18 protein-coding genes are annotated in these 15,067 nt (G+C 67.7%); 9 read left to right on the forward strand and 9 right to left on the reverse strand.

What is annotated here, in order from left to right; translation table 11 throughout:
* Positions 1 to 160 precede the first annotated feature (160 nt).
* Positions 161 to 529, reverse strand: coding sequence for a YciI family protein (locus Verru16B_RS02595; RefSeq protein ID WP_083270043.1), 369 nt, complete (start codon positions 527 to 529; stop codon positions 161 to 163).
* A gap of 342 nt (positions 530 to 871) precedes the next feature.
* Between Verru16B_RS02595 and Verru16B_RS18200 the strand changes: the two genes are divergently transcribed.
* Together Verru16B_RS18200 and Verru16B_RS02605 are read left to right on the forward strand one after the other, a co-directional pair.
* Positions 872 to 1,339 (forward strand): YiiD C-terminal domain-containing protein, encoded by a 468-nt coding sequence (locus Verru16B_RS18200; protein ID WP_157772138.1) that lies wholly within the window; start codon positions 872 to 874, stop codon positions 1,337 to 1,339.
* 164 nt (positions 1,340 to 1,503) lie between these two features.
* The gene (locus Verru16B_RS02605) at positions 1,504 to 2,073 is read left to right on the forward strand and encodes a hypothetical protein (protein WP_069960826.1); all 570 of its coding nucleotides are present in this window, start codon (positions 1,504 to 1,506) and stop codon (positions 2,071 to 2,073) included.
* A 102-nt stretch (positions 2,074 to 2,175) separates the two neighbouring features.
* Here the strand turns inward: Verru16B_RS02605 and Verru16B_RS02610 are convergent, their stop codons facing one another.
* Positions 2,176 to 2,547, reverse strand: coding sequence for a dUTPase (locus tag Verru16B_RS02610; RefSeq protein ID WP_069960827.1), 372 nt, complete (start codon positions 2,545 to 2,547; stop codon positions 2,176 to 2,178).
* A gap of 217 nt (positions 2,548 to 2,764) precedes the next feature.
* Between Verru16B_RS02610 and Verru16B_RS18095 the strand changes: the two genes are divergently transcribed.
* The 5 genes from Verru16B_RS18095 to Verru16B_RS02635 all read left to right on the forward strand — a co-directional run bounded on the left by Verru16B_RS18095 (position 2,765) and on the right by Verru16B_RS02635 (position 7,514).
* Positions 2,765 to 3,745, forward strand: a complete 981-nt coding sequence (locus Verru16B_RS18095) for a hypothetical protein (protein ID WP_069960828.1) — start codon at positions 2,765 to 2,767, stop codon at positions 3,743 to 3,745.
* Positions 3,746 to 3,877: 132 nt separating this feature from the next.
* Positions 3,878 to 5,170, forward strand: coding sequence for a UDP-N-acetylglucosamine 1-carboxyvinyltransferase (locus Verru16B_RS02620; protein WP_069960829.1), 1,293 nt, complete (start codon positions 3,878 to 3,880; stop codon positions 5,168 to 5,170).
* Positions 5,171 to 5,261: 91 nt separating this feature from the next.
* Positions 5,262 to 6,305 (forward strand): Holliday junction branch migration DNA helicase RuvB, encoded by a 1,044-nt coding sequence (gene ruvB, locus Verru16B_RS02625; protein WP_069960830.1) that lies wholly within the window; start codon positions 5,262 to 5,264, stop codon positions 6,303 to 6,305.
* Between the two features lie 58 nt (positions 6,306 to 6,363).
* A complete protein-coding gene (locus Verru16B_RS02630; RefSeq protein ID WP_069960831.1) occupies positions 6,364 to 6,939 on the forward strand; it encodes a D-lyxose/D-mannose family sugar isomerase in 576 nt (191 codons plus the stop codon).
* Complete coding sequence (locus tag Verru16B_RS02635; RefSeq protein WP_069960832.1) at positions 6,936 to 7,514, forward strand: peptidylprolyl isomerase; 579 nt, start codon at positions 6,936 to 6,938, stop codon at positions 7,512 to 7,514. Before Verru16B_RS02630 ends, Verru16B_RS02635 begins: the two co-directional genes overlap by 4 nt.
* An 89-nt stretch (positions 7,515 to 7,603) precedes the next feature.
* Here Verru16B_RS02635 and Verru16B_RS02640 read toward each other — a convergent pair whose 3' ends face one another.
* From Verru16B_RS02640 to Verru16B_RS02670, 7 genes are all read right to left on the reverse strand, one after another.
* Positions 7,604 to 8,428 carry a metallophosphoesterase gene (locus tag Verru16B_RS02640; protein WP_218918804.1) on the reverse strand — a complete coding sequence of 275 codons (825 nt, stop codon included), beginning with the start codon at positions 8,426 to 8,428 and terminating at the stop codon, positions 7,604 to 7,606.
* Between the two features lie 40 nt (positions 8,429 to 8,468).
* Complete coding sequence (locus Verru16B_RS02645) at positions 8,469 to 9,167, reverse strand: inner membrane CreD family protein (RefSeq protein WP_157772140.1); 699 nt, start codon at positions 9,165 to 9,167, stop codon at positions 8,469 to 8,471.
* Between the two features lie 135 nt (positions 9,168 to 9,302).
* Positions 9,303 to 9,884, reverse strand: a complete 582-nt coding sequence (locus Verru16B_RS02650) for a lipid-binding SYLF domain-containing protein (RefSeq protein WP_069963570.1) — start codon at positions 9,882 to 9,884, stop codon at positions 9,303 to 9,305.
* Positions 9,885 to 9,944: 60 nt separating this feature from the next.
* Positions 9,945 to 11,309 carry a two-component system sensor histidine kinase CreC gene (gene creC, locus Verru16B_RS02655; protein ID WP_069960834.1) on the reverse strand — a complete coding sequence of 455 codons (1,365 nt, stop codon included), beginning with the start codon at positions 11,307 to 11,309 and terminating at the stop codon, positions 9,945 to 9,947.
* Positions 11,306 to 12,001 carry a two-component system response regulator CreB gene (gene creB / locus Verru16B_RS02660; RefSeq protein ID WP_069960835.1) on the reverse strand — a complete coding sequence of 232 codons (696 nt, stop codon included), beginning with the start codon at positions 11,999 to 12,001 and terminating at the stop codon, positions 11,306 to 11,308. The genes creC and creB overlap by 4 nt, the downstream gene beginning before the upstream one ends.
* Before the next feature lie 79 nt (positions 12,002 to 12,080).
* Positions 12,081 to 12,350, reverse strand: coding sequence for a hypothetical protein (locus tag Verru16B_RS02665; RefSeq protein WP_157772142.1), 270 nt, complete (start codon positions 12,348 to 12,350; stop codon positions 12,081 to 12,083).
* 113 nt (positions 12,351 to 12,463) lie between these two features.
* A complete protein-coding gene (locus Verru16B_RS02670) occupies positions 12,464 to 13,174 on the reverse strand; it encodes an SDR family oxidoreductase (protein ID WP_069960837.1) in 711 nt (236 codons plus the stop codon).
* Between the two features lie 165 nt (positions 13,175 to 13,339).
* Between Verru16B_RS02670 and Verru16B_RS02675 the strand changes: the two genes are divergently transcribed.
* Together Verru16B_RS02675 and Verru16B_RS02680 are read left to right on the forward strand one after the other, a co-directional pair.
* Positions 13,340 to 14,488: a porin gene (locus tag Verru16B_RS02675; RefSeq protein ID WP_083270045.1), complete on the forward strand. Its 1,149-nt coding sequence runs from the start codon at positions 13,340 to 13,342 to the stop codon at positions 14,486 to 14,488.
* Positions 14,489 to 14,509: 21 nt separating this feature from the next.
* Positions 14,510 to 15,058 carry a PDC sensor domain-containing protein gene (locus tag Verru16B_RS02680; RefSeq protein ID WP_069960839.1) on the forward strand — a complete coding sequence of 183 codons (549 nt, stop codon included), beginning with the start codon at positions 14,510 to 14,512 and terminating at the stop codon, positions 15,056 to 15,058.
* Positions 15,059 to 15,067 lie beyond the last annotated feature (9 nt).

Consider the following 15,067-nt stretch of genomic DNA (forward strand, 5'->3'; position numbering starts at 1 on the left):
AGCCAGTGGCATTCCACTTCACTCCGTGACCTCGCGCCCTTCCTTTCCCCGCGCCATCCGTCTTCATCCGCTTTATCCGCAGCAAAAGTTTAGCTGATCGAATGTAGGGTCGGACCTTGGTCCGACCTCGAGCGCGAAGCTTGAGCGACCACCGCCCACCTCACTCCGACACCGGCATCACCTGCCGCACCTCGACCGAGCCGCCGTCGGCCAAGCCGGGACAATCCCGGGCGATCGCCTCCGCCTCGACCAGGCTGGCCGCGCGGATCACCATGTAACCGCCGATGACTTCCTTCGCCTCGGCGTAAGGACCGTCCGTGACCGCCACCACCGGCGCCCCGCGCAACACGCGGCCCGGTGTCGGTTCGAGCGGTTCGCCCGCCACGTACTGGCCCTTGGCCCGCATGGCGGCGACCCAGTCGAGCCAGCGCTGAAAGGACTGCTGCATCTGGTCGGGCGCCAGCTCGGGCGGGCTGAGCGGCTCGCGGAAAAGGAACATGTAGTTGGGAACGGTAGCTGAGGTGCTCATGGTGGGATGGATGTGGGGAAGTTTGGGTGCTGCGGGATACGAGGTTCAGCCCGGGGACAGGAGACGCAACCGCCCGCGGGCAGACCGGCGTGGGAAATGTTTGGCGGAGTGGCGGCGGCTCATGGCTTGAAGGCTCATCCCTACAACGAGCGAGCTGGCTCGTTCCGGACACTTTGCGTGATTTTTCCGACAGAATCCAGCCGGAGCGTGACCCGCACTTCCTGCAGGCAAACCAATCAGGCGACGTGCCCTGGCTCTGTCTCACTCCGCCCCGCCTCATTTCCGTCGCGGCTCACCGCTGCGCTTGCTCCCCCGGCGACCGCCTTCCATCTTTCGCCCCGCATGAGCGACTCCGTCCCCGCCAGCATGGCCCCGACCCGGCTGGAGCAATTCCTCCACGCCAAGATCCCCCTCACCGCCGCCATGGGCATCCGCGTGATCCAGACCGGCCCGGAACTCCTCATCCTCGAGGCCCCGCTCGCCCCCAATATCAACCACCTCGGCACGGTCTTCGGCGGCGCCCTCCACACCCTGCCCACCCTCGCCTGCTACGCCGCGCTCTGGACCCTCCTCGTCGAGGGCGGCCTCGACGGCCACGTCGTCGTGAAAGAAAGCCACGCCCACTACCGCGCCCCCGTGCGCGGCACCTTTCGCGCCACCTGCGCCCGCCCCTCCCCGGAACTCACCGCGACGTTCTTCGACGAACTCCGCCGCTTCAAGAAAGCCCGCATGGATTTGCACTCCGTTGTCCCGGGCGCATCCGGCAAACCCGCCGTCGAGTTCTCCGGCAGCTTCGTCGCTGTGGTCTGAGCGCTTGGGAGGATGCCGGCGCCACGACCTGACAGCCGTGGTGCGGGTCCGTGCCCGCCGCGAAGTCTCCGCGGCTTCACTCACCCCCAACCCGGCTCTTCCCCTTCAATCCAGGTTTGCACCCCGCACCCCACTGAGAGCATCATGCGTCCATCGGAGTCATTATGAATACCCCCCTACCCCACCTCCCGACCGGGCTACCGCGCTCCCCCCGCGCCCTGCCCCGTTACAGCCTCGCGCTCCTGACCTTCGCCGCCGCCTGTTTCGTCTGGGCCCCGGCCCGCGCTTCCGTGCCCACGGTGACGGGCACCTACGAGAGCGAGGGCTCGATCGTCGAAACCGATTCCGACTACTCCGGCCCGGTCTCCCTGCGCGCCCTGTTCGGCCTCAATCTGGACCTCGCCGCCGGCTCCATCGAGCACGCCGCGATCACCCGCGTGGAAATCGAGCAACGCGACCGCACCTTCACCGTCCGCACCAAGGACGCCCGCGGCGCTACCGAATGGTCCGGCACCTGGGAACGCAACGGCGGCTACGAGCCCACCCCCGATGGCGTGAAAATTCTCCTCCGCCACGCCCGCTTCGGTGACGACTTCTTCATGTTCATCCTCTCGCCCCTGAAGGACGGAGAGGTCCTACTCGTCGACGTGCAACGCATCCAGGCCGGCAAGTTCGGCCCGACCGGCAAGCCGGTGGGCAAGTTCCTGTTTCTGCGCGCGACCACGGGCGGTTAAGCCCGCGGCGTAAAACAACCAGGGCCAAGATCCCCGGCCGTGGGATACTTGGTCCTTGAGCCTTGGAACTTGTTAGTTGAGCGAAGCGCCCCGCGCTTCCGCTCAAATGTGCTTCGAGTCCGCCTCGTCCTTCTTCACGTAACCGCTGTCCTGCCGCTGGTGGTTCACGGCGTTCTTCTTGAGATAGGCCTGGTAAACATCATCCGGCGTCATGCCGAGGGTCTGCGCCAGCGACACCAGAAAGTGGAAAAGGTCCACGACCTCGACCTTCGCGTTCTGCTCGTCGAACTTCTGGTATTTGGCCCACCATTTCCACGGCACGCTGTCGATCAGCTCAGCCGTTTCCTGCTGCATGGCCCGCGTATAATTGAGGATCCACTTGGCTTTTTCCTCGTCGGTCGGCGGGGGCAATTCCACTCCAATGCGCTTATTCAGCGCATCTTGCATACGGAAGATCTCCTCGAGTTTGTCCATGGCCGGGGAGCTTGGGAGCCCCCTTTCCCTCTGGCAAGCCCCGCGCCGGGGAAAAATAACGTTGCCCTCCCAGAGGGGGTGGGCGACGTTGTCCGCGTTATTGCCGCCGTCTGCCCCGAGCGAAATCGAAGGGCCGAGCACGTTACCACGAGCTCCGGCTGGCATCCCATACCGCGCCGCCCAATGGGCAGGCGCTTTCACAACCAACAACATAGACATGTCCTCCACAGAATCGTCCGGTGCTCCTGCCGAAGCCACCGCGACCACCCCGGCGCCCGACGCCGCTTTCCCGACCTTCGGCACCACCCGCGGCTCCGGCCTGGCCCGCGGGAAGGCTAAGCGTCCCAGCACCCCGGCCGCCTCCGCGTCCACCCCCGCCAGCGACTACAAGCCCACGGCCATCGAAGTCGTCACTGCCCCCCGCGAGTATACCAACCCGTTCGCCCCGGTGGAAACACCGGTGGCTGCAGCCGCTCCCGCGGCTCCCGTCATCCCGACCCCCGCGCCCGTCGCTTACGTCGCCCCCGCCGTCGCTGCTCCCGCCCCCGTGGCGGAAGTCGCCCCGGCCGCCATCGACGAGACGCCCGCCGAACTCAACATCCTGCCCCCCGCCGAGCAGAAAACCTCGACCGCCCAGACTTGGGAGAGCGAAGGTTTCCGCCCCGCCCGCGAACGCGCCGAGCGTCCGCGTCGTGAGGAGCAGCCGCGCGCCGAGCGCGCCGAGGCCCCGGCCGACGAACCCGTCGACATCGACTCGATCCCGCCCCAGTTCCTCTACGTGCGCCCCGGCGTGACGTTCGTGCCCACGCCCCGTAACTGGGGTGGCGCTCCCCGCGAGCGCCGCGAGCGTGACGAGTCCGCCCCGCGCAGCGCCGAGTCGCCCCGCGCGACCACGGCGCCTTCCGCCGAGGCCCCCGCCAAGTCCGGCGGCTTCCTCGGCTGGCTCAAGGGCCTCTTCGGCGGCTCCCCCGCCAGCGAGCCCGTCACCGCCGGCCCTTCCGCCGGTGGTGAACTTCGTCGCGACGGCGGCGAACAGCGTCGTCACCGTGGCGGCCGCAATCGCGGCGGCCCGGGCGGCGGTGAAGGTGGCGGCCAGCGCCGCAACCGCGGCGGCCGCGGCCGCAGCGGTGGTGGTGGCGGCGGCGGTGGCTACCGGGGCGAACGCTCCGAGGGCACCCGCTCCAGCGGCAGCCTCTGAGCTCACCCTCCTGACCTGATCAAGGCGCCCCTCACCGGGCGCCTTTTTTTGTTCGCGGCTCCCCCGCGCTTTGAGGAGCCTGCTTGCCAGCGGCCTCCCGCGCCGACAAGCAGACACCACCCTTTAAGCGACATGGCCGATCTCATCATCCACGGCGGTAAACCCCTCAGCGGCACCATCACGCCGTCAGGCAACAAGAACTCCGTCCTGCCCATCCTCTGCGCGACGCTCCTGACCGACGCCCGGGTCACGCTCCGCAACGTGCCGCTGATCACCGACGTCGAGAAACTCGTCGCCTTCTTCACCGAGCAGGGCTCCGCCGTCACCTGGGACCGCGCCGCCGGCACCATGACGCTCGACCACTCGACGTTCGACGCCCGCCGCCTCAACGGCGAACTGCCCGCCGGCATGCGCTCCGCCGTCCTCCTCTTCGCGCCGCTCCTGCAGCGCATGAAGAAATTCGCGCTCCCCGCCAACGCCAAGGGCTGCTCCCTCGGCATCCGCGAGCTCGATCCCCACCTCGAGATTTTGGAAAAACTCGGCGCCAAGGTCGCCACGCACCGCGATGACCTGACCCTCACGCTGAAGGGCCGCTTCCAGGGCGCGCGCCACTGGCCCGACTACATGTCGGTCACCGCCACCGAGAACTTCGTCATGGCCGCCGTCCTCGCCGAGGGCCAGTCCGTCCTCCTCAACGCCGCCAGCGAGCCCCACGTGCAGGATATGTGCGCCGTCCTCGCCGCCATGGGCGCCAAGATCGCCGGCCTCGGCACCAGCCAGCTCACCGTCACCGGCGTGGCGAAACTCAAGGGCGGCACGTTCACGATCAACTCCGACCACCACGAGATCGTCACCTTCCTCGCCCTCGGCGCCATCACCGGCGGCGAGATCCGCGTCAAAAATTCCCTCCCGCATCACTTCGACCTCATCACCCGCTCCTTCGCGAAGCTCGGCGTGAAGATCGAGCACGACGGCGACACCGCCATCGTCCGCAAACGGCAGAAGCTCGTCGTCGAGGAGCCCTTCACCTCCAACCTCCTCCCCAAGATCGAGGCCGCGCCCTGGCCCTATTTTCCCGTCGACCTCCTCCCCTGCATGATCGCCCTCGGCGTCCGCTCGGAAGGGGCGGTCATGTTCTGGAACAAGGTCTACGAGGGCGGCTTCACCTGGATGTCGGAGCTCGCCAAGTTCGGCGCTCATGTCGTCGTCAGCGACCCGCACCGCATCACCGTCTTCGGCGCCAAGCCCCTCCGCCCGTCCACCGTCGAGGCCCCCTACATCATTCGCGCCGCCGTCGCCCTCTACATGGTCGCCGCCAGCATCCCGGGCAAATCCGTGGTGAAGAACGCCGACACCATCAAGCGCGCCCACCCCAACTTCGTCGAAAACCTCCGCTCCCTCGGCGCCGACGTGGAGTGGAAATGATTCGTGTGAACCACAAAGACCCAGAGGCACAAAGAGTCCGTCTGCCTCGACCCTTTGTGTCTTCGTGCCTTTGTGGTTAAAAATCTGATTCATGCCTTCTCCTGAAAAATCCGCCAAGGGCACCGACTTCCTCACCACGGCCCTGACCGCCCCGGTCTCCCCCGCCGAGGCCGCCCTGCGTCCGCTCTCCTTCGCCGACTTCGCCGGCCAGCCCAAGACCGTCGAGCGCCTCCAGGTCATGGTCGGCGCCGCCAAGCGCCGCGGCGAGGCCCTCAACCACATCCTCCTCTCCGGCCCGCCAGGCCTCGGCAAGACCACCCTCGCCTTCATCCTCGGCCACGAGCTCGGCCGCAACGTCCGCGTCACCTCCGGCCCCGTCATCGAGAAGGCCGGCGACCTCGCCGGCCTGCTCACCAACCTCGAGGAGGGCGACATCCTCTTCATCGACGAGATCCACCGCATCCCCAAGACCGTCGAGGAATACCTCTATAGCGCGATGGAGGACTTCCGCCTCGACATCATGATCGACCAGGGCCCCAACGCCCGCAGCGTGCGCCTCTCCATCCCGCGCTTCACCCTCATCGGCGCCACCACCCGCTCCGGCCTGCTCACCGCGCCCCTCCGCTCCCGCTTCACCCTCAACACCCGCCTCGACTACTACGAGCGCGCCACGCTCGAGGGCATTGTCACCCGCAGCTGCGGCCTGCTGCAGGTCGACCTCGACGCCGGCGGCGCCCGCGAGATCGCCAGCCGCGCCCGCGGCACGCCCCGCATCGCCAACAACCTCGTCAACTTCTGCCGCGACTACGCCTCCGAGAAGGCCAAGGGCCGTATCACCCAGCCCGTCGCCGCCGCCGCCCTCGAACTCCTCGAGATCGACGCCGCCGGCCTCGACGAGATGGACAAGCGCGTCCTCCGCCTCATGGCCGAGCACTACGCGGGCGGCCCCGTCGGCCTCGGCACCATCGCCATTGCCGTCGGCGAGGAGGCCGAGACCCTCGAGGAAGTCCACGAGCCCTTCCTCATCCAGGAAGGCTACCTCGCCCGCACCGCCCAGGGCCGCATCCTCACCGCCAAGGGCTACGGCGCCATCGGCCTCAAGGCCGCCACCGGTAACCAACAGGACTTGCTGTAGTCCGGCTCGGATTCTCGCGCTCCTGGTGCTTCTTGCGGCCAATCCTCCGGGTTTCCCCATGAAGCGCTCCGCCCTCAACCAGATTTGCCGCGAAGCCCAGGCCTGTTTCACGCGGCATCATTGGGCGCTGCCCCCGAGCCCCCACTGGGACGTGACCGACTTCGGCCTCGGCGACTTCGACCGTTACGGCCTGGTGCTCGTGAATCTCGCGACCGAACCCGAATACTGCGAGAAGCTCATGTATGCGCGCCGCGGCCAGACCACGCCCTGCCACACCCATGCCCGCAAGAAAGAGGACATCATCTGCCGCCACGGCGAACTCGGCCTGCGGCTGTGGCCGGCCCGCCCCGATACCACCCAGGCCCAGCCCGTCACCTTCGCCGTGCCTCTCAACGGCGTTCCCCTATCCGTCCGCGGCGGTGAATTGTTTCCCCTCGCCGCCGGCTCGCGGGTGACGCTCGTGCCCGGCGTGTGGCACGAATTCGCGCCGCTCAGCGACGACTGCATCATCGGCGAGGTGTCGACCGCCAACGACGACCAGCACGACAACTTCTTCCTCAACCCCGCCGTCGGCCGTTTTCCTCGCCTCGAGGAGGACGAGCCCGCTCTTATCCGCCTGCTTTCCGAATCATGAATCCGCTCCGCCTGCTGCTTTGCCTTCTGCTCACCGTCGGTTGCGCGCTGCGCGCCACACAAATTCGCCTCCACACCGACCTCGGCGTGATCGAGGCCGAGCTCGACGCCGCCCACGCCCCGGCCACCGTCGCCAACTTCCTGAAATACGTCGACGCCGGCCGCTACACCGGCGGGGTTTTCCACCGCACGGTCACGCTCCAGCCCGACAACCAGCCGAACAACACAGTGAAGATCGAGGTCATCCAAGGCGGCGTGAATCCGGAATATTCTGAAAAAGACTGGCCCGCCCTCGCCCTCGAGCGCACCCGCGACACCGGCCTCTCTCACCTCGACGGCACCCTCTCCATGGCCCGCGCCGGCCCCGACACCGCCACCTCGGATTTCTTCATCTGCGTCGGCGCCCAGCCCGAGCTCGACTTCGGCGGCAAACGCAACCCCGATGGCCAGGGCTTCGCCGCCTTCGGCCGCGTCACGCAAGGCATGGACATCGTGAAGAAAATCCAGACAGCCCCCGCCGACGGCCAGAAACTCACTCCCCCGGTCAAAATCTTGAAGATCGAGCGTCTGCCCTGATTCCGATCCACCACCCGAATCTCCCGAAGGTCGTTTCGATTTGCCTGAAGGGGAACCCGGCCTCCTGACGGGTTGTTCGAGCCATCCCCTTACCTGCCCCTCAGCTCGAAGATCGTCACCTCCGGCCGCACGTTGAACCGCACCCGCGTCAGATGCCCGAGCCCGCGGTTGATATAAAGCTTCCGGCCTCCGCTCAGCGCAAACTCCCCCGCCGTGTACCGGCGGTTCTTCACCGGCAACAGCGGGGGCGGCAGAAACGGCGGGCGACACTGCCCGCCGTGCGTATGCCCCGCCAGGATCCACCCGGAAAATCCGTCCCAACCGGATTGATCGCACGCATCGGGATTGTGGCACAACACCAGCGCAGGCGCGTTCGCTCCGGTCAGCCAGTCCCCGCCATGCGCGCGCCCCGCCCACAAGTCATCCATCCCGCCGATGCGCAAGCCCTGCACCGCGACCGCCGTGTTGCGCAGGACCACGACGCCCACCTCCGCCAGGATTAGCGCGACGGCGTCGGCCACCTCCCCCTCTCGCCACGCCGCTCCGTAATCGTGGTTCCCCAGCACCGCCACCGTGCCACTTCGGCCCCGCGGCAACCGGTCAGCCAGCCGCCGGAACTGCTCCAGCGTCCGCGGGCCCGCATACGAGATGAAGTCCCCCGTGTACGCCACCAGGTCCGGCCGCAGCCGCGCCACCGTCGCAAACACCCTCACCAGGTAATCATCCGATACCCGGTCCCCCACATGCAGGTCGCTCAACTGGAGCAGCGTGCGCCCGGCCCACGCCAGCGGCAGGCCGCGTATCGGCATCTGCCGGCGGACATACTCCTCCCACGTCGGTTCGATCCGCCACGAGTAGAGCCCGGCCAGCGCGGGCACCGCCAGCAGGCCGCAGAATTGCCGACGCGTGATCACGCCGGCTGCAGTAGCCTATTCGAACTCGTGCGCGCTCGGTTCATGGGCCGGTCTTGACCCCCGCTTCCTGTGCGAACCAATCCACGTGGCGGGTGAAGAACATCACCGCCGCCATCACGACAAACAGCGCGGCCGTCCCTGCGAGCAGCGCATAATCCTCCATGCGCAACACCACATAGAGCACCCCGTGCTCCGCCGCGAGCAGTGCCGCGATCGAGCCCGCCCGGGCGTAGCTGTGCAGGATCGAAACGCTGTACCCCACGATGAGCAGCGACGACGCCACCGCCGCCCCGATATAAGCCAGCCCCGGCGTCAGCACCTCGCCGAGGGCCAGCAGCGCCAGGTAGAACAGGCACAGCGCGCCGCCCACCAGCCCGTAGTGGACCGCGTGCAGCCTCAGCCCGGCCAGAGTCTCGAATAGGAAAAATGCCGCGAACACCAGCGTCAGCACCAGCACGCTGTGCTTCAACGACCGCTCCACCATCCGGTAACCCTCCGCCGCCGCCACGGCCGGCGTCGGGATCCGCGCCGCTTCTGCCGGCGCGTCCGCCAGCTCGGCCCGCTGCCGCGTGTGCGCCGCTTCCCGGTTGCCGCTGCGCTCTTGCCTGAGCCCGTTGATCAGGGCCAACGGCACGTGGAGCACGAGCACCAGCACGGCGATGAAGAGCAGTTTCAGGGTGACGGTATGCCGGCGACGCGGGGTCGGCGGCGGAATCAGGGGCGGCAGGGTGTTTTCCATGCCCCCACCCTGCCAGACTCCCGTGAAGTCCGTGTGAAGGCCCGATGAATTCGGGGCTAAATCCCCCAGATCAAGCCGGGTGAAGCGCCTTGCCCCCAAGGCGCTGGCCCGGGGCATTTCCCCGCCGGCCTTGCCTCAGTTCAGATCCTTGTCCTGCCAGTATTTCGTGCCTTGCAGCGTCGCCTGCAGGGCGAGGCCGTTCTTCGTGATCTGATAAACCTCCACGCCCTCGACAATATTTCCGGCTCCGGCGGCGGCGCCGCCTTTCTCGCCGGACTTGGCGGCGGCGTCCGCCTGGCCGCTGAAATCCCAGCCCTTCTCCACGAAGGCCGTGAGCTTCGCCTTGTCGTTGAACACAAACACCGCGCGAAAATCCTTCACGCCCAGCCCGATCCCGATGCCGGCCGACCCCATCTTCATGAAGGTCTCCGTATCCTTGATCCGGCCCTTTGCCACCACCACGCCATGCCCTCCGGCGAAACTGGCGAACACGAGGTTCACCCCGACATTCGAAAACACCGCATAGCCGGCCGCTTTCTTGATCTTCGCCTTGGTCCCGGGATTCAGCGCGTACAGCTCCTTGAGGACCTCGTCCCGGGTCTCCCGGATCTTGGCCCGCTGCTCGTCGGGCGAGTCTTTCGCGATCGCCAAGGGACCGGAGATCAGGAGTCCACACAGCAACCCGACACGAAGGAGGAAAGGCAGGAGCGTTTTCATGGGAGTGCCGCCCAGTTTGCGCGCCGGGCCCCGCGCGGCAATCCACAAACCGGCGCCGGTTCAGGCCGCCGGCAATTCCAGGCTCGCCCGAGCCCCACCCTCCGGCCGGTTCTCGAGCCCGGCCTCGCCGCCATGCAGGTGCGCGATCTCCCGGACCAGGGCCAGCCCGAGGCCGGTGCTCTTCCGTTCGGTTCCCGGACGCGGCAGCGAGTAGAAACGCTCGAACACCCGCGCCTGCGCAAAATCCGGCACCCCGGGCCCCTGGTCCTCGACCGTGAACAACACCCGGCCCGCCTCGCCGCGCGCCGCCAGCGTCACGGCGCCGCCGGACGGGGAAAAATCGAGCGCGTTCTGCAACAGGTTCACCAGCGCCTCCCGCAACAACACGGCCTCACCGCGCACCTGGGCCCCCTCGCCCCCGTGCACCGACACGCGGATCCCCCGGGGCTCCCCCGCCGACCGCACCGTGTCCGCCGCCGCCCGCATGAGCCCCTCGACCGGCAGCATTTCCACCTGGCGCAGCTGCTTGCGTGCCTCAAGCGAGGACAGTTCCAGCAGGCGATCGATGATCCGCTGGATGCGGGCGGACTCCGTGCGAATGTTGGCCAGAAATTTCTGCCGCTGCTCGACCGGCATCGTTTCATCCAGCAATTCGGCGGCGCCCCGGATGGCGGACAACGGCGCCTTCACCTCGTGTGCCAGCGTCTGCGTGTACCGCTCGACATGCTGCCGCCCCTCCAGCGCCTCGCGCATCTCCTCGAAAGCCCGGCCCAGTTCGGCGATCTCCCGCGCCCGCGAAACGGGCGGGGCCGCGGGCCGGCCGTCGCGCACGCGGTGTGCGTAATCGGTCAGTTTTTCCAGGGACCGGGTCAGCCGCGCGGCAATCCACCACCCCAGCACCACCATCACCCCCGCGATCGCCCCGATCAACGCGACGAGCCGCCAGCGCGCCGCGCGCACGCCCTCCTCCACGGCCGCGAGCGGCCGGCCGACCCCGACCCACCCCAGATGCTCTCCTGCCGCCAGCACCCGCGCCACCACCCGGAGTTCCCCCTCGACCACCGCGACGTTCGAAACCGTGTAACCTTCGGAGGCGTTGTAGCCACCGCCGCGCATCGGCCACTGGTAGACTTGGTTCAGATCCTTGTCCGCGGAGTCGAAGATCACCTTTCCCTCCCGGTCGCAGGCAAACACCCGCAGCAGGTCCGTCTGCTTCGGGAGGGTCGCGAGTTTCGCCGTCCAGTCCTCCCCATCCGTCGCCGGCGCGGCAAATGCTGCCATGTAGGCCGCCGTGTCACCGAGCGTGCGGCGCATCGACTCGACATAGCGCAGCCGCACATCCCGCAACACCAACCCCGTTACCGCCACAAGCCCGAGCGCCGAGGCGCCCACATACACGACGAAGATGGCCGTGCGGATTCTCATTGCTCCCGCAGCGCGTAGCCCAGCCCGCGGTGCGTCACGATCGGATCCGCCTCCGGCGCCACCTCCCGCAGCTTGGCGCGGAGGGTCTTGATGTGCGCATCCACCGTGCGATCCAGGGCGGAGCCCGGGTCGTCCCACGCCGCGACCATCAGCTGGTCGCGGCTGAAGACCCGGCCGGGCGCGGCGAGCAACGCGCCCAGCAGCCGGTATTCGTTGCGCGTGAGGTCGAGCGCCTGCCCGTGAAAACTAATGCGGCACCGGCCCTCGTCATGGGACCAGCCCGTCGCCGCCGCGGCCACCGGCGGCGCGGCCCCGCTCGTACCCGCGCGGCGCAGGATCGCCCGCACCCGCGCCGTCAGCTCCCGCGGGCTGAAGGGTTTCGCCAGGTAATCATCCGCCCCCAGCTCCAGGCCCACGATGCGGTCAACCTCGTTGCTCCGCGCGGTCAGAAAAATGATTGGCGGTGCCCCCTGCTTCTGCAGCTCCCGGCACACGTCGAAGCCGCTCATGTCCGGCAGCCCCACATCGAGCACCACCAGCGCCACCGGCTGCTGCCGCACCCACGTCAGCGCCTCCCGCCCGCTGGTTTTCCAAATCGGGTGGAAACCCTCCGTCTGCAGTGCATAGACGATGGTCTCGGCGATCGCCGCCTCATCCTCCACCACGAGCACGGTCTGACGGGTTGCGGACATGTCCCTTGCTTGTGCCGGGCGCCCCCGGCGCTGACAAGCCGGCTCTGCACCCGATCCGTCGCGCCGCCCGCCGGCCCGCTCAGCTCGTCACGGCCACGAGGTCCAGTTCCGGCTCCCGCTCCATCACGGTCTGCCACGCTCCGGCCAGTTGCCAGAGCGGGCGAATTTCATTCAGAAAGAGCGCGTGCAATCCCACGGCCACCTGCACCGGGCCCATGCACTTAAGCCACAGGGCCTGCGTGCTGTCGCCCGTCAGACCGTTGGGCGCAAAGACCTGCGGCCAAAGCTCCGGCAACAAAAACAGGGTCACTCCCAGCAGCAGGAAGGCGAAGGCGTTGGCGGTGTTCATGCCCCCCATGGACCCGGTGTTCCCCGCCGGGTGCCGGTCCCGGTTTTTTATTTCAGCAAGCGGGGCCCGCCGCGGAACATTCCCCGCTCGTTGTCACCGACCGGCCTCGGGGTTTATACGTCCCCGCGTTGGGGACGGAGCACGATCTCCTCCAGCACCGTGCGGCGGCTGAGCCGGTGGGCGTCGACGATCGCCTGCGCGATGTCCTCGGCCGGCATGATGCGTTCCGGCTTCACGCCGCTCTGCGCCCAAGAGGGCGACCACGTCGCCCCCGGGTGCACGCAACACACGCGGATGCCCTGCTCCTTGGTCTCCGCCCGCAACACCTGGGCCAGGCCCGTGACGCCAAACTTCGCCGCGCAATAGGCCGCCGCATTCGGGTAGGCCCCGAGCCCGGCGATCGAGCTCATGAAGAAGATATCGCCCTGCCGGCGCTGCACCATCACCGGCAGGAATGCCTGCGTCACCAGAAACGCACTGCGCAAATTCACCGCGATCATGCGGTCAAACGCCTCCAGCGTCGTCTCCGCAAAGGGCGCCATGGCAAACGCCCCGGCGTTGTTGACCAGCACATCCACCGCCTTGAACCGGCGCCGGACCGCGGCGGCCATGAGGGTGACCGACGCCTCGTTGCTGACATCACACTCGAAGGCCTCGGCCTTGGCGCCCGCTTTCTGACAGGCCTGCGCCACGCGCTGCAGGTTCTTCACGTTCCGCGCCACCAGCACCAGCCGCACCCCGCGGATTTGCCGGGCAAAGGCCAGGGCCACGGCCTCACCGATTCCCTGTGAAGCACCACTAATAAGCACGATGGGAGCACGCATAGGGGTACCTTCCGATTTCACGCCAATAGTTCGAGTGAAATCTTTCCCTCCCAGCCAGTTCCCTTACCCGGGTGGACTCCGGAAGGCATACCATCAGGCGCCGCTACCAGGGGCCAATCAGCTGAGATGCCTCAAGCGCGGTGTCCGGAAGCCGATACCTGACCTATGCCCCCTTCGCGTTTACATTATTTTACCGGTATCCTTGGCCTGCTCGGTTTGATGGCGCTGCCCCTGCGGGCGGCTCCCACGGTCGAAGAGCGTCTGGCCGCCCTCGAGGACAAACTCGCCGCCCTCAGCGCCGAAAATTCGAGCCTGCGCGAAAAACTGGCGGCCAAGCCCGGCGCCCTGCCCGTCACCATCGCCGGCAAGGAAACCAAGCTGGCCCTCGGCGGCTTCCTCCACCTCAACGCCGAGAGCGGCGACGCCCCCGACAGCCGCTATGCCGGCATCCACGAGCGCTTTCTCGTCCGCCGCGCCCGCCTGAATCTCAAGGGCAGCTTCGGCTCGGACTGGAGTTTCAAGCTCGAGTCCGACTTCGGCGCCAACACCACCGGCACCACCAGCGCCTACCGCGCCCAACTCACCGATGTCTATGTCGATTGGACGCCCAACCCTGCCGCGCAGGTCCGCGTCGGCCAGTTCAAGACGCCCTTCGGCTGGGAGCAGCTGATGCCCGACACCCAGAATCCCTTCGCCGAACGCCCGCTCGCCAACGACCGCCTCACCCTCAGCCGCCAAATCGGTGCCGCTCTGTCCGGCACTCTCGCCGGCGGCCGCGCCGACTACTCCGTGGGCGCCTTCAATGGCAACGGCGTCAACAACGCCGGCAACGACAACAATGCCTTCCTGACCGTCGCCCGCGTCTCCGCCAAGGCCTGGACCGGCAAGATCCACGAGCAGGCCGCCACGTGGTCGGTCGGCGCCAATGCCTTCACCACCCGCGACACCGGCACCTTCACCGGTCGCCGCGAAGGCTTCGGGCTCGACACCCAGTTCAACGCCGGTCCCGCCATCCTCCGCGCCGAGTGGCTCACCTCCACCTCCGACCCGGCCGCCGCCGCCGCTACCGAGGCCGACGGCTGGTATCTCACCGCGCTCTACGATCTCACCAAGACCTGGCAGTTCGCCGCCCGGTACGAGACGTACGACGCGAACACCGCGACGGCCCGCAACGAGACTGATACCCTCGTGCTCGGCGTCAACCACCGCATCCGGGGCAACGACCTCGTCCTCACCCTCAACTACCTCGCCGGCAACGCCGACCTCGGCGGCAACGACGACCGCCTGATCGCCCGCCTGCAGGTGGTGTTCTGATCCCCGCCTCCTCCTCTCCCCATGAAATCCTTTTCCCGCCTCCTCCCGCTCTGCACCCTGCTCACCCTCCCGCTCGCCGCCGCGGAACTCCCGGCCCGCGTCCCCGAACTCGCGCAGGGCGAAATCTCCGCCCTCGCGGCCGATCCGGTCATCGTCAGCGCGGTGACCGCCCAAAACGACCGCGGCGCCACCCTCGCCGATGTCACCGCCGCCGACAAGGTCTGGCTGGCCACCCCGGGGACCGCCGACTTCATGAAGCTCGTCATCGACTCGCCGGCCGGTGAACACCTGCGCACCTGGCGCAAGTCCCGTCCCTATGTGTCGGAGATCATCGTCATGGACCGGCTCGGCGCCAACGTCGCCATCACGGAAAAGACCTCCGACTACTGGCAGGGGGACGAGCCCAAATTCTCCGCGTCCTTCAAGGACGCCGGCCTCGTCTTCATCGACCGCATGAAATTCGACGACAGCACCCAGACCTACTCCGTCCAGGTCTCTGTTCCCGTCCGCGACCCCGCCGGCACGCTTATCGGCGTGCTCTGCTGCGGCCTCGACCTCGAGCACCTCTGAAGCATCCCG

Origin of the sequence: Lacunisphaera limnophila (assembly GCF_001746835.1) — a bacterium.
GTDB classification, from domain to species: Bacteria; Verrucomicrobiota; Verrucomicrobiia; order Opitutales; family Opitutaceae; genus Lacunisphaera; species Lacunisphaera limnophila.